General features: G+C 70.7%; 7 protein-coding genes. 4 read left to right on the top strand and 3 right to left on the bottom strand.

The annotated features are described in order from the left end of the window. Positions 1 to 34 precede the first annotated feature (34 nt). Both ACSYGN_RS01835 and ACSYGN_RS01840 read left to right on the top strand, forming a co-directional pair. Positions 35 to 1,255, top strand: a complete 1,221-nt coding sequence (locus ACSYGN_RS01835) for an esterase/lipase family protein (RefSeq protein ID WP_460391095.1) — start codon at positions 35 to 37, stop codon at positions 1,253 to 1,255. A gap of 299 nt (positions 1,256 to 1,554) precedes the next feature. After that, complete coding sequence (locus ACSYGN_RS01840; RefSeq protein ID WP_460391097.1) at positions 1,555 to 3,054, top strand: nitronate monooxygenase; 1,500 nt, start codon at positions 1,555 to 1,557, stop codon at positions 3,052 to 3,054. 64 nt (positions 3,055 to 3,118) lie between these two features. Here ACSYGN_RS01840 and ACSYGN_RS01845 read toward each other — a convergent pair whose 3' ends face one another. Further along, entirely contained in the window at positions 3,119 to 5,755 is a 2,637-nt protein-coding gene (locus ACSYGN_RS01845) for a PA14 domain-containing protein (protein WP_460391099.1), read from the bottom strand. A 158-nt stretch (positions 5,756 to 5,913) separates the two neighbouring features. On the opposite strand from ACSYGN_RS01845, the gene ACSYGN_RS01850 reads away from it, so the two are divergent. Then, complete coding sequence (locus ACSYGN_RS01850) at positions 5,914 to 6,927, top strand: LacI family DNA-binding transcriptional regulator (RefSeq protein WP_460391101.1); 1,014 nt, start codon at positions 5,914 to 5,916, stop codon at positions 6,925 to 6,927. Between the two features lie 116 nt (positions 6,928 to 7,043). Here ACSYGN_RS01850 and ACSYGN_RS01855 read toward each other — a convergent pair whose 3' ends face one another. Further along, positions 7,044 to 10,274 carry a TIM-barrel domain-containing protein gene (locus ACSYGN_RS01855; RefSeq protein WP_460391103.1) on the bottom strand — a complete coding sequence of 1,077 codons (3,231 nt, stop codon included), beginning with the start codon at positions 10,272 to 10,274 and terminating at the stop codon, positions 7,044 to 7,046. A gap of 405 nt (positions 10,275 to 10,679) precedes the next feature. Beyond that, entirely contained in the window at positions 10,680 to 11,576 is an 897-nt protein-coding gene (locus ACSYGN_RS01860; RefSeq protein WP_460403167.1) for a PfkB family carbohydrate kinase, read from the bottom strand. A gap of 512 nt (positions 11,577 to 12,088) precedes the next feature. Between ACSYGN_RS01860 and pepN the strand changes: the two genes are divergently transcribed. Then, the gene (pepN, locus tag ACSYGN_RS01865; RefSeq protein ID WP_460391105.1) at positions 12,089 to 14,542 is read left to right on the top strand and encodes an aminopeptidase N; all 2,454 of its coding nucleotides are present in this window, start codon (positions 12,089 to 12,091) and stop codon (positions 14,540 to 14,542) included. The last annotated feature ends 128 nt before the right edge of the window (positions 14,543 to 14,670 follow it).

Consider the following 14,670-nt stretch of genomic DNA (forward strand, 5'->3'; position numbering starts at 1 on the left):
GCTGCGCCATGCGCGGATTCGGAAGGAGACGGCCTTGTCCGATCAGCAGGACGAGAAGGCGGAGCACAGTGTCGGGGCGTTCACGCTCGCCGACCCGCTGAGCGCCGCTCGCCCGGCCCAGCCCTCCTATCAGGCTCCGGAACCGGACGAGCGGTGGCAGCTGCCGAACGGTTTCGCCCAGGTGTACTACGGCGAGAGCAACCGGGGGATCCTCCGTCCGGTGATCATGGCGGACGGCTTCAACCTCGGCCGCAGCGATCTGGACTGGCTCTACGCCGGTCTGGACGGCGACTACCCGTTCCTCAGCGAAATGCGCCGCCGGGGCCGTGATGTGATCCTGGTGGGCTTCGAGGAGCGCACCGCGTCCGTCATCGACAACGCCCAGACCGTGATGGCCGCCGTCATGCGCACCATCGCCGAGCAACTCGGCGATGCGGGACTGACAGTGGGCGGTTTCAGCATGGGCGGCCTGATCGCCCGCTATGCGCTGGCGCGGATGGAAATGCAGCGCATGGATCACCGCGTCCGCGTGTACTTCTCGTACGACAGCCCGCACCGCGGCGCCGTCGTGCCGGTGGGCCTTCAGGCGTTCTCGCACTTCATCCCGGTGCCGAACGACTTCGCCCGGCAGATGGACAGCCAAGCGGCCCGCCAGATGCTCTGGCGGCACTACGACCCCGCGAGCGGCGAGATCGGCATCGCGCCCGAGCGCACGGAGTTCCTCCGGAGGCTGGCCGAGGTCGGCAACTGGCCGCGTATTCCGCGCATTCTCGCGCTCGCCAACGGCCGCGGCGACGGCACGGGCCTGTCCCTCCCGCCCGGCGAGACGGCGCTCAAGGTCCAGCGGATCTACCCCGGCACCGTCTTCTCCGTCCAGGCCCAGGGCAACGATGTCGTCGTCGCCGAGCTGAAGCGGAGGTTCCCGGCGGCCGAGAAGACCATCCGGACCTCCGGCTTCCCCGAACTGGACGGCGCCCCGGGCGGCAGCCTGCGCTCCTACGGGATCCTCGCCGACATGCTGAAGAAGTTCGGCGCCCAGGTCGAACTGCGCCACGAGGACGTCTGTTTCGTGCCCTCGGTCAGCGCCGTGGCGATCCGCGACCTCGACCAGCAGAAGGACCTGTACGCGGACATCGACGCGCTGGACCCGTCGGAGAGCGAGGTCGACGACTTCGTCTGCTCCTCCGCCACGACCGCGCACACCGCGATCACCGAGGAGTTGTGCGGCTGGCTGCTGGACCGGCTGCTGGACTGACCCCTGGGCCGGACCGCAGACCCGACGGGCGGGCCGTCATGCCCCCGCCGTCGTACCCCATGCTGTCGTGCGGCGGCGGGGGTACGGCGGCCCGCCCCGGCCCGTTCGGTCCATGGACGCCCGCGGGTCCGGGACGACGGAGAGAAACCGGCCGGTCTCGCGGGAAGCGGCGCAAGCGGACGGACCCTTTTGCGTGAACTTACGAGGCCGTAGGTTACGATGCCGTAGGTTACGGCAGTGAAGGTACGGATCCGAGGCTCCCCTCCCCGGTCCGGCTGCGACGTTTTTGTGAGGACCTCATGAGTGCAACCCGGGCGGCGGCCGAACTGCCGTGGCTGATCCAGGGCGGGATGGGTGTCGGCGTGTCCGGCTGGCGGCTGGCCAGGGCCGTCGCCTCCGCCGGGCAGCTGGGGGTCGTCTCCGGCACCGCCGTCGACACCCTGCTGATCCGCACGCTCCAGAACGGCGACCCGGACGGCCACGTCCGGCGGGCGCTCGCCGCCTTCCCGGTGCGCGAGCTCGCCGACGCGGTGCAGGAGAAGTACTACGTGCCCGGAGGCGTGGCCCCCGGTGAGCGCTACGCCGCGACGCCCATGATGACCGTCGAGGCGGACTGCCCCGCCCGCGCCCTGACCGTCGTCGCCAACTTCGTCGAGGTCTGGCTGGCCAAGGAGGGGCACGACGGGCCGGTCGGCATCAACTACCTGGCGAAGATCCAGCTGGCCACGGTCCCGGCCATGTTCGGCGCGATCCTCGCGGGCGTGGACTACGTCCTGGTCGGCGCCGGCATCCCCACGCAGATCCCCAGGACGGCCACCGGCCTCACCCGTCTGGAGCCGGTCACCGCCCAGGTGGACGTGACCGGCGACGACCAGCCCCTGGACGTGACCTTCGACCCCGCCTCGATCCTGGGCGAGGCCGGCGCCGGCGCCGTGGGCACCCTGCGCCGCCCCGACGTCCTCGCGATCGTCTCGCTCCCGGCCCTGGCCGCGTATCTGAACCGCGACGCGGAGACCCGCCCCGACGGCTTCGTCATCGAGGGCCACCGCGCGGGCGGCCACAGCGCCCCGCCGCGCGGCCCGATGCGCCACGACGAGGACGGCGACCCGATCTACGGCCCCCGGGACGTCCCGGACTTCGCGAAGATGACCGGTCTCGGCCTGCCGTTCTGGATCGCCGGCGGCCAGAGCGGCCCGGAGCAGGTCCGCGCGGCCCGTGAGATGGGTGCCGCCGGTGTCCAGGTGGGCAGCGTCTTCGCGCTGTGCGAGGAGTCCGGCATGGACGCGGAGCTGCGGCGGCAGCTGATCGAGCGCGAGCTGGGCGGTGACCTCAAGGTCCGCAACAACCCGGCCGCCTCCCCCACCGCGTTCCCCTTCAAGGTCGCCGACCTGCCCGGCACGGTCGCCGACCCCGAGGTCGAAGCGGCCCGCACCCGCGTCTGCGACCTCGGCTACCTGCGCACCCCGTTCCGCACCGCCAAGGGCACCATCGACTACCGCTGCCCCGCCGAGCCGCGTGTGGCGTACGTCCGCAAGGGCGGCGACATCGAGGCCACCGACGGCCGCCAGTGCCTGTGCAACGGTCTCCTGGCCACCATAGGCCTCGGCCAGCGCCGCCCCCGCGGCACGGTGGAGCCCCCCGTCGTCACCATCGGCCAGGACCTCGACTTCCTCCCCCGCATCACCCCGAACGGCGCCCCGTACACCGCTGCGGAGGTGGTCCAGTGGCTGTCCGCGGGGGTCGAGGTCGAGTCAGAGGCAGCGGCGGAGGCCGAGCGGCCTGTCGCCGTCGCGGTGTGAGACGTACGCCCGCATGAACCGCTGAGGGCCCCCGGAGCCGACCGGCTCCGGGGGCTTTGGTCGGTCAGGAGCAATTGGCCACGGTGGCCCGGGACGCGTCCGCGATGAGGGACTGCTGGGCTGCCTTCAGGCGGCTCACATCCGGCTTGACGACCTTGCGGTCGTAGGTCAGGAGGCCGTTGAGTTCTCCCTCCACGTCCGTGATCTGGGTGTAGACCGCGCCGTTGCCGCCTCTGCAGGCGAGCGCGTGGACCTCGGACAGTTTGGTGAGGTAGTCGTCCGTGTAGGTCGACGGGTCGACGTCGACGTACGACTGCTGCACCGGCCAGGCGTGGCCGGGCACCGCGAGGCCGAGGCCGCCGTACTCGCCGCTGACCAGGGCGCGGGTGCCGTCCGGGTGCGGGGGCAGTGCGGGGCTCGGGTAGCCGTGCTCGTCGAGGATGTCGCCGGTGCCGCCGTCGGCACCCAGGTTGATGCCCGACATGCTGTTGACCAGCCGGGTCGGGTCCCAGGACTTGGCCTGGTCGGCGATGCGGGCCATGTCGTACTGGCCCCAGCCCTCGTTGAAGGTCACCCACATGACGACCGACGGGCTGCTGTAGTGCTCGTCGATCATCTGCTTCATCTCGCGCTCGTACTCCGCGCGGGCCGCGGCGGACGGGTTGACGCCCGCGGTCATGGCCGGCATGTCCTGCCACACCAGCAGGCCGAGCTTGTCCGCCCAGTAGAACCAGCGGTCCGGTTCCACCTTGATGTGCTTGCGGACGGAGTTGAAGCCCATCGCCTTGTGCATCTTCAGGTCGTAGGCCAGTGCCTGGTCGCTCGGAGCCGTGTAGAGGCCGTCGGGCCAGAAGCCCTGGTCCAGGGTGGCCATCATGAAGACCGGCTTGCCGTTCAGGACCGTGCGCGGGGTGCCGTTGATCTTCTGCACGGCTATCGAGCGCATCCCGAAGTAGCTGCCCACCCGGTCCGCGCCGACCTGCACCTCGAGGTGGTAGAGGTACGGGTCGTCCGGGGACCACAGATGTGCCTTCGGGATCTTCAGGGTGAGGGCTGTGCCGGTGCGGCCGGTGACCGTGGCCACCCGCTTCGTGCCCACGTACGCCGTCGCCGTGACCTTCATGCCGTCGCGCACGCCCTGTGGCTCGACCGTCAGGGTGCCCGCGCTCACGTCCGGGGTGAGCTTGAGCGAGTCGACGTGGTCGGCCGCGACCGGCTCCATCCACACCGTCTGCCAGATGCCGGAGGTCGGTGTGTACCAGATGCCGCTCGGGTCCAGGCGCTGCTTGCCGACCGGCGGGTTCTCACCGCTCGCGGCATCCGTCGGGTCGTAGACGCCGACGATCAGTTCCTGGGTGCGGCCGGGCTTCAGCGCGTCGGTGATGTCGGCGCTGAACTTGTCGTAGCCGCCCTGGTGTTCGGCGACCTCGGTGCCGTTGACGTACACCACGGTGCGCCAGTCGACCGCGCCGAAGTTCAGCCGGAGGTGCTTTCCGGAGCCGATCCGCCAGTCGGCGGGGACGGTGAAGGTGCGCCGGTACCACATCCGGTCCTCGTGCCGTTCGATGCCCGAGAGCTGGGACTCGACGGGGTAGGGGACAAGGATCTTCTCGGCGAGGTTCCTGCCGACCGGCGGCTGCTCGTCCGCCGTGGCGGCGGCGAACTGCCAGGTGCCGTTGAGGTTCTTCCAGTCGCTCCGGGTCAGCTGGGGCCGCGGGTACTCGCGGTGGGCGTCGGCCGGGGTGACCTTGTCGGCCCACTTGGTGCGCAGCTCGTACGTCGACTTGTTGGAGCCGCTGCTCCAGAACGCCCTGACAACGTTGTCGTCCGCCGCGGTGAGGCCTCCCTGGCCGTCGTAGCGGACATCGGCGGTGCCGGGCGCGGTGCCGGCCTTGTTGCCGACGACGGGCTCGGTGAGCGTGACGAGGAGTGCCTTGGAGTCGGACCTGTCCAGGGTGACCTCGCCGAGCGGCCAGGTGGCGCCGCCGATCACGGCCTTGAGGTGGCCGGTGAGACCGGCCGGGGGCGCGGTCAGCTGCTGAGCGAAGTCGAGCTTGAGGGTCCTGCCGTCCTTCTGGACGGTGGCGGCGACGGCGCCGTCGTAGTCGTAGCCCTCGGGGAGCAGGAACGCGGACTGCGGGACGGCCGCCTTGGTGCCGCCGGGCGGGGTCCAGCGGAGGTGGAGGTTGGAGCCTCCGTAGTGCTCGAAGTACTCGACCTTGATGTCGTAGGCCGTGCCCGCGACCAGGTCGACGGGCTGACCGGTCTGCTCGCGGTCCCAGTCGTCGACCCAGTGGTCGATGACGAGCCGACCGCCGACCCAGAGGCGGAAGCCGTTGTCACCGATGATCGAGAAGGTGGTGGGGCCGGACTTCTCCGGGACGATCCGGCCGGTCCAGCGGACGCTGACGTCGTCCGACTGACCGGTCGCCGCGCTCAGTCTCGGCTCCAGGTTGCCGAAGTCGAGCTGCGGGTCGAACGTGGTGGCCTTCAACTCGTGGAAGTCGAAGGCTCCGGGGGCGGACTGGCTGTAGTACTCGCCCTTGAGTCCGTGTACCTCGGTCGCTGCGACGGCCGCTGTCGCGGGGGCGGCGGCCAGTCCGGCGGCTCCCAGGACCACCGCGACGAGGAGGGCGAGCCGGTGTCTGAACTGCCGTAACGGGGTGAGTGGGTTGAACGGGCTGAACTGTCTGATGCGCACGAATCCTCCTTGGCTGAGGAAGGGTGGCGACTCGATGCTTCAGTCTGTACAACGTTGGAAACAGTGGCAGTTGGCATGAGAGCACGCCTCCCGGCCGCTGTCCAGATCAACGACACATGCTCTGGCTCCGGAGCACCCGTCCACGCCGAGGAGATCCCTTGCCGGTCAGCCTGAAGGACGTGGCCGAACGGGCCGGCGTCTCGATCAAGACGGTTTCCAATGTGGTGAACAACTATCCGCACGTCACACCGGGGATGCGGGCCCGGGTCCAGGAGGCGATCGACGAGCTCGGCTACCGCCCGAACCTCACCGCGCGGCATCTGCGCAAGGGCCGCACCGGCATCATCGCCCTCGCCGTCCCCGAGCTCGGCAATCCGTACTTCGCCGAGCTGGCCGGTGCCGTGATCGACGCGGCCGCCGAGCACGAGTTCACGGTGCTGCTCGACCACACCCGCGGCAGACGCGAGCAGGAACTGCTGGTCAGCCAGGGTTTCAGCGGCCGGGTGATCGACGGCCTGATCCTCAGCCCGCTGGAGCTGGAGGCGGAGGACCTGCGGGGCCGCACCGACGACGTGCCGCTGGTGCTGCTCGGCGAGCGGGAGTACGACCTGCCCTTCGACCACATCGCCATCGACAACGTGGCCGCCGCCCGCGCCGCGGTGCGCCATCTGCTGGGCCGTGGCCGCACCCGCATCGCCTACCTCGGCGCCCGCACCGACTCCGCGAACCGCCCCGCCCATCTGCGCCTGGACGGCTGGCGCGCGGAGCTGACCGCCGCCGGGCTGCCCGCGCCGGACGACCTCGTGGTGCCGGTCGGCGGCTGGGACCGGGACGACGGCGCATGCGCCATGGCCCGGTTGCTGGACTCCGGGATGCGCCCCGACGCACTGTTCGCGTTCAACGATCTCATCGCGATCGGCGCCATGCGGGTGCTGCACGAGCGGGGGCTCAGGGTGCCGTGGGACATCGCCGTGGTGGGCTTCGACGACATCGCCGAGGGCCGTTTCGGAGCCGTCTCGCTGACCACCGTATCGCCGGACAAGCAGGCCATCGCACGGCTCGCGGTGGCCTCGCTGCTGCGCTCGCTGTCCGGGCGTGAGGTAGCGGGCGGGCGTGAAATCACCGCGGAATACCGGCTGGTGGAGCGAGAGAGCACCCTGGGGAGACGCTGAGTGCGGTACCGGCGGGGGGTGGGGGTGAGAGGGCCTACGCAGTGTGCGCGCAGGCCCCCTTGGGCATCTTCCATGGTTGACGGTAAAGGTCCGGTGGCCGTCACCCGCGGTGACGGCTATCGGTAGGTGACCGTGACCCCCTTGCGGATGCTGCGGGCGGGCAGGGTCACTTGGAGCGTGTGGCTGTCGGCTTCGTAGTGCCAAGCGGAGGCCGCCAGCCGGGTGCCGTCCGCGCTCACGCGGTGCGGCGGCTGGGCGGTGCCGAGGAACGAGACCGTCCAGGTGCGGCGGGCGGTCTGGCCCTTGAAGGAGCCCTTGGTGGGGCCGATCCTCAACTGGCCGGTGCCGTCGGCACGTTCGCTGTAGCGGAGCTGCGTGGTGGCCGACCGCGCGGACACCGGGCTGACGCCGTCGTCCTCGTAGAGGGAGAAGGCGCCGGATGCTCCGGTGGCGACCGTGGCGGTGACCTTGTCGAGGTGGCTCTGCGCGTCACTGGTCACCTTGTCGGTGCGGGTGGCCACGACGCCGCCCGCGCGGACGAACACCGGCATGGTGTCGAGGGTGGTCGTCACGTCGTGCGTGGCGCCGCCGGCCGGTGCGGTGTAGGTGGTGCCGGTGAACCAGTCGGTCCACTGTCCCGGCGGGAACCATACGGAGGTGGTGGTGCTGGTGCCGGAGGTGGTGACCGGGGCGACGAGGAGGTCGGGGCCGTAGAGGTACTCGCTGTTCGCCCTGCTGTAGGCGGCGTCCTCCTCCGGGTACTGGAGGTACAGCGGCCTGACGATCGGGACGCCTGTGGTGCTCGCCCGCTGGGCCAGGGTGTAGGTGTACGGCACCAGCGCCTCACGCAGGTCGAGGAACCTCGCCGCCGACTTCGCGGCTTGAGTGCCGTATTGCCAGGGGAGCCGGTCGCTGTGGTTGCTGTGCAGCCGGTCGACGGGCTGGAACGTGCCGAACTGCACCCAGCGGGCGTAGAGGTCGTCGGGGAGTCTGGTCGTGCGGTGGGTCTGGCCGCCCGAGGTGTAGGTCTCGGCGCCGGGGATGCCCCAGCCGTCGTTGTGGCCACCGATGTCGTGGCTGACGGCGCTCATGCCGGTGGCGGCGGACTCGCCCGGGGTGTAGCCCACTTCGGCGCGCAGGGTGGCCCAGTTTGACGTGGTGTCGCCGGTGAAGTGGAGGGTGGTGCGCTTGTCGGCCCAGGGCCCGGTGGGCAGGCCCACTCCCCCGCTGTAGCCACCGGCCTGGAGGGAGCCGTAGGCGCGGGAGAGGACGAAGCTGCGGTCGCTGGTCTCGGCGGTGAGGTCGGCGTACTTCTGGTTGATCCAGGCGTCCGGGGTGACACCGGATTGCGAGGAGCGCGAGGCGTCGCAGCACCAGTCAAGCCACCAGAAGTCGTTGCCCGCCCTGTCCATCGGCCGGTGCAGATCAAGATAGGCCTTGAGCTGGTCGGGGTCACCGAAGTCGAAGGTGTAGCAGTCGGCGCCCGCCGAGCAACTGCCCATGCGCAGCTTGCCGCCCGCGGTGGCCTGCGCGGCCGCGAACTGCGGGTCGGAGCCCAGGATGCTGGGGTGGACGTTCAGGGTATTGTGCAGGCCCTGGGCGGCCGACCAGTCGAAGAACCCCTTCGGATCGGGGAACTTGGCCGCGTCGAAGTTCCATCCGCTCCAGGTGTTGGGGGACTTGAAGTCGGTGTCCGTGACGAGGACGTCCAGGGGGACGTTCGCGGCGCGGAACGCGGGCAGGATGGTGTTCTCGTAGGCGGCGGCGGTGCGGTCGATGTACTCGGAGTACCAGACGCCGTAGGCCCAGCGGGGCAGCAGCTGCGGCGGACCGGTGAGGGTGGCGAGGTCGGTGAGGGCCTGTTGGTAGTCGTGGCCGAAACCGAACAGGTAGCCGTCCTGGTAGGGGCCGGTGCCGTGGGCGGGCCGGGACGAGGCGCCGTGGGTCGCCGCGTCGTAGACCGCGGAGGGCGTGTCGTCGAGGAGGTACCAGCCGTCACGGTGCAGCAGACCGGGGGTGGTCCAGGGGGCGGGGTCGTTGTCGCCGTTGAGTCCGTCGAGGCTGCGGCGGTAACCGCCGAGGGCGAGATGCGGCGCTGGGGCCGGGTCGTCCGTGCGGCTCAGGGCGAGGGTGTCGAGGTTGACGTGGCAGCTCGCCGTGTCCGGGCAGGAGAGGGTGAGCTGGTCGGTGCCCGCCTTCAGGTCGACAGGGACGGTGGCGGACTGCCAGGTGTCCCAGTTGTCGGTGGGCGGGAGGGAGAGGGTGCGGTGGGTGCCGCCGCCGGTGGCGATGTCGACGGTACGGGCCTGGTGGAAGCCGTCACCGCCGGTGCCGTTGGCGTAGCGCAGGCTCAACTGGTAGGTGCCGTCCGCGGGTACGCCTACGACGCGCTGCGCGACGCCCGCGCCCTTGTTGAGTTCGGCGGTGAAGCCGTACCCGGCGTAGCTCTTGTGGTCGGTGGCGATGACGCCGGTGCCGGAGAGGAGACCGTCCTCGGCCTCGCAACTTGTGCCGAACCGGCAGCCCGGCAGCGAAGTCGCGGCCCTGGACGGGTAGTCGGCGCGCGGGTCCAGCAGGGCGACGCTGTCGATGTTGACGTTCCCGGAGTCGCCAGCGGCGTGGTGCAGCCGAAGGGCGTGGTGACCGGCGCCGAGTCGCAGGGACACCCTGGCGACCTTCCAGGTGTTCCAGTCGGCCGTCTCCGGCAGGCTGAACGTCTGGTCGGTGCCGCCGTCCACACCGAGGCTCAGGGTGCGGGTGACGTGACGGCCGTCGCCGCCGGTGCCGTTGGCATACCGCACGGCTAACTCGTAGGTTCCGTCCTTCGGTGCGCGCACGTCCGCGGTGAGGGAATTGTTGTCGGTCTCGAACCCGGCCAGGAAGCCCTTACCGGTGAACCCGGAGTGGTCCGCGGCGAGTCCGGGGCCGTCGTAGGTCTGGTCCTCGGTCTCGCACAGCACGCCCGCCGAGCAGTCACGGTGCTGCCAGGGCGCCGCGAGCACCTGGCTCCGGCCCGCCCTGAGCGACACGCTCAGGTTCTCCGCGCCGAAGGGACCGGAGCCCACCACATAACGCAGTGTCAGGGCGCTGGTGGTGATGGTCAGTACGCCGTCCTTGACGGACGACGTGTAGGGCGGCGGGGTGAAGGAGTTCCGGCCGATCGCGTTGAAGGTCGGCTGGTTCTCGAACGTGCCGTCCCCCGCGTACTCGGTACGGATCAGGGTCGGGGACAGCACCTCGAACCGGGCGTTCGCCACCGTCACCGCGGCGGGGCGGCCCGGACGGTGGGCGGGGTCAGCGCGGCTGCCCGCGGCGGCGATGTCTGCGCCGACGAGGCTCAGCGCCATCGAGGTGCAGGCCAGAAGGCCGCTGATCAGACGGGTCCGGTGGCCGGACCGGGATCCGGAAGACCTGGAAGACCTGGGGGATCTGTGGGATCTGTGGGATCTCTGGGATCTGGAACTCGGATTCGGTGGTCGCACGGCACGCTCCATCATGGGTACGGACATGCGGGTGAGGAGAGACGGTTCAGGGCATACGCAGCTCGTCCGCATTACCTGCCGACGAGTCGGCTGCTACAACGTTGTAAATGCGGACCCTCTGGCATGACACCACGCCGCCCCCTCAGTGTCCACACAGGTAACAGACATCGTTGTCACAGAAGTTGGGCCCGCCCGGGTACGGCAAGCAGGCAAAGTAGGAACCTGACAAGGCCCGTTGCCCAGGGGCCCGGTCCCCGTCAAGGGATGGGGTCAACTCCCGTGCATCCACGCGCGGGTGCCGAACGAGGCGCACGCGCTGGAGGCAACCTCTACCGCTCCCCGCAGGGCCTCCGCGAAGCCCTCCGAGGTCAACGGGCCCCGGACGGCGAGGTCATGGGTGAGGGCGCCGTGCAGGACATCGCCCGCGCCCAGTGTGTCCACCACCCGCGTGCGGGGCACCTCCACCGTGCCGCCGCCGTCCGGTCCCTCCCACACCAGCGGGTCGGCTCCCCGGCTGACCGCCGCCCACACCACCCCGTGCTCCCGCAGGAACCGCAGGGTGCCTGCGGCTGTCGTCACGCCCGGCGGGCGGAAGTCGGCGGAGCAGACAGCGACATCGACGTACGGCAGCAGGTCCGGCGTGCCGTCCTTCCAACTGCCGCCGTCGAACACCGTCGTACGGCCGAGGGCACGCGCCGCCCGGCCCGCCGCGACGGCCAGGTCCATGTGGTGGCCGTCGAACTCGACGACGTCGCACTCCTCTACCCAACCGGTCAGTTCGCCGGGCGGGGCGAGACGGTGACCGGCGGCGTTGGTGGAGGTGACGGCGCGCTGTCCGGTCGACACCGTGACCAGGACGGAGGACACGGCGGGCGGGGCGGTCGAGCGGGCGGCCAGATCGGTGACCGTCACGCCGAGCCGGGTCAGGTCCACGGTGACGCCCAGGCCCAGCGGGTGGGTGCCGATCGCGGTGAGCAGCCGGGCGGCCCCGCCCAGATGACTGAAGACGGCGGCCGCGTTGGCCGCGGGGCCGCCGGCGGCGGCGAGCTGGTCGCGGGCGGTCTGCTTCTCGTCGGGGCCGGGGACATGGTCCACGAGCTGGACGACGTCCAGGGTGCACAGACCGACGAACAGTCCGTTCGGACACGGCCGCGCCGCGGGTCGCATCTGCCGTGCTTCCTCCGGTCCGGGCACCTGGCCAGTCTACGGACCTGTGCCGAGCCGGGCGGGAAGCCCGCGAAGCGCGTCGCTGAGACCTTGGGCGAGTGTCAGCCTGACGGACGCCGTGTCACGCTCGGTGCCGCGTCGGAGGAGAAGCGCAGGAGTCTCCTGTGACGCGGTGCGCGCGGACGCCTTGTCCGGTGGCTTACGGCTGACCGCTGACCGCCAGCCGCTGATCGCCGGCCCAAGGCCGCGTCCCTGCACCGCCCGGCGGTGAGGCCGAACACGTCGAGATCCACGAGGAGTTGGGGCAGATCGATCCCGGGGTGACGGGCGACATTGGTGTTCCAGTAGGAGGCTGCGTCAGGTCGGGTCATCAGCTCACCATAAGGAATCGGCCTTCCTTTCAGCACTGATCGCCGGAGGCGCCGCCCACCAGGGCCTGTCGATATTCGCCTGCGCGATCGTGATCTGCGACGTAGCCTGACCCCCGCCTGTCGACGAGGGGAAAGGGACGCATGGGAATCCGGAGTCTGACTCGTGAGGAGGCACGGCAGCGGTCTGCACTGCTGTCGGTCGAGCGGTACGACGTGGACATCGACTTCACCGGCCTGGCCGACGGGCCGGAGGTGCGGTGTGTGTCCACCGTGGCCTTCAGCTGCCGCGAGCCTGGGGCCGAGAGCTTCGTGGACTGTGCGGCGCGGGTGCTGACCGCCACGCTCAACGGGGTCCCCCTCGCACCCGGTGACGACGGGCGTATCCCGCTGTCCGGTCTCGCCGCGCGCAATGTGCTGCGGGTGGAGAGTGTGCAGGCCGAGACCACCGCCGGTGAGGGCGTGCACAAGGCGGTCGACCCCGCTGACGGCGAGGTCTACGTATGGACGAGCTTCGAACCGGACGAGGCCCGGTTCGTGTGGGCGTGTTTCGACCAGCCCGATCTCAAGGCTCCGCACGCCTTCACGGTCACGGCGCCGGCCGCTTGGACCGTCACCAGCAACTCCGGGGAGGCACGGGTCGAGGAGCTGGGCGCCGTCCGGCGCTGGGTCTTTCCCGATACTCCGGCCCTTTCGGTCTACAACACCGTCGTCAACGCCGGCCCCTTCCATGAGATCCGCCGCGAGGCCGACGGCTACGACCTCGGCCTGTATGCCCGCCGTTCGCTCACCGAGGTGCTCGAGCGCGACGCCGACGAGATCTTCACCCTCACCCGCCAGGGTCTCGCGTTCTACGGCGAGGCCTTCGCGATGCCGTTCCCGCAGCGTCGCTACGACCAGGTGTTCATGCCCGAGTTCGGCGGGGCGATGGAGAACTTCGGTTGTGTGACCTGGTCGGACGTGTTCCTGCGGCGTGCCGTGCCGACGCCCGCGGAGCGCGAGTTGCTGGCCAAGGTGCTGCTGCACGAGATGGCGCACATGTGGTTCGGCAACATCGTCACCATGCGCTGGTGGGACGACCTGTGGCTCAACGAGGCGTTCGCGGATTTCGCCTGCCACTGGGCAGCCGAGCGCGCTACCCGTTACACCGATGCGTGGGCGAACCAGTTGGCGGACGAGAAGCTCAGGGCGTACCTCGCCGACCAGGGGCCTGCCTCCCATCCCATCCACCAGCCCATCGCCGACGTCGCCCAGGCCGCGTCGATCTTCGACAGCATCACCTATCCCAAGGGCGCCGCCGTACTGCACCAGCTCATGGTGTATGTCGGTGAGGAGCACTTCAGGGCCGGTATGGCCGCCTACTTCGCACGCCATGCCTGGGGTACGACCACGCTCCAGGACCTCGTCCACGCCCTCGGCGAGGCCAGCGGGCGCGATCTGGACGCCTGGCGCGCCGCGTGGCTGCAGACGGGGGGCACCGACCGATTCACCCTCGAAGACAGCCGCGGTGACCGCGGCTCCGTCGTTCTGGTGGCCGACGGCCCGCCGCGTCCGCAGGTGCTGGCCATCGGCGCGTACGGCGGTGACGGCAGCGGCTCCGGTCCTCTCGAACGCCGGGCGCTGGTCCGCGTCGAGGTGACCGGGAGCCGTACCGAGGTGACCGGGCTCCCGTCCGAGGCCGAGGTCTTGCTGGTCAACGACGGCGACCTCACCTTCGCCAACGCCCGCCCCGCGCCCGGGACCGAGAAGTCCTTCGTCCTGGCTGCAGCCCGGCTGCCCACGGCCGTCTCCCGGGGTGTCGCGGTGGCCACCGTCTGGGACATGCTCATCAACGGCGATGCCACCGCCGTAGAGGCCGGCCGGTGTGTCACGGCGGTCCTGGCGGCCGAGACGTGCGACTCGGTGATCGAGCCGTATCTGACGCTCGCCGCCGACATCGCCGAGTTGTGGGCGCCGCCCGCCGAACGCGCCGGTCTGACCGCGGCATTGGCCGAGGTCTGCCGGGGTCTCGCCGAGCATCCCGACCGGCGCCGGGTGGCGCTGCGCGGCCTGGCCCGCACGGCGACGGAGCCGGACGACCTCGCCTGGCTTCGCGCGCAGGCCGAGGGCGACGTGGATCTCCAGTGGCGGGTGCTGGCGCGCGAGGCTGAACTGGGCGCCGACACCGCCTCCCGCGCAGCCGCCCTGCTGGAGCGCGACCCCGATCCCGACGCCTGGGCGCGTGCCCTGGCCGTACGGGCCGCCGAGCCGGACGCCGACGCCAAGGCGGAGATCTGGCGCAAGGTCGTCGTGGACCGCGAGGTACCGGTCCACGCGGTCCGGCAGTTCACCGACTCCTTCTGGCGCCCGGGCCAGGACGCGGTGCTCGCGCCCTACGCCGAGCTGTATCTGGAGGCGCTCCCGACCCTGCACCACGGCGGGATGATCCCGGCGATGGGGCTCACCAGCCGGTTCTTCCCGCAGTACGGCATCGACACCGCGTACATCGACAAGGCGCAGCAGGCGGCCCAGGACGCGGTGCCGGTGGTCCGTGCCACGCTGCTGGAGCGCTCGGACAAGGTGCGCCGCATGCTGCACGCCCGCAGCCGGACGGCATAGGCGGAAACGGCCTTCTCAGCCCGCGGTGGTACGCACCTTCTCGTAGGGCGCGCACCGCCGCGGGCTCGTGCGCCGCAGACGGCGGGCAGGACAAGTCGGCGGGACGAGTCGGCGGGGTAAGAACGCGG

The sequence above is a fragment of the Streptomyces sp. YIM S03343 genome (assembly GCF_054729195.1).

What these genes read in the sequence shown, in the direction of transcription:
- ACSYGN_RS01860 (WP_460403167.1), bottom strand. Translation starts at nt 11,576, where the DNA reads ATGCGACCCGCGGCGCGGCCGTGTCCGAACGGACTGTTCGTCGGTCTG.
- ACSYGN_RS01855 (WP_460391103.1), bottom strand. Translation starts at nt 10,274, where the DNA reads ATGGCGCTGAGCCTCGTCGGCGCAGACATCGCCGCCGCGGGCAGCCGC.
- ACSYGN_RS01840 (WP_460391097.1), top strand. Translation starts at nt 1,555, where the DNA reads ATGAGTGCAACCCGGGCGGCGGCCGAACTGCCGTGGCTGATCCAGGGC.
- pepN (WP_460391105.1), top strand. Translation starts at nt 12,089, where the DNA reads ATGGGAATCCGGAGTCTGACTCGTGAGGAGGCACGGCAGCGGTCTGCA.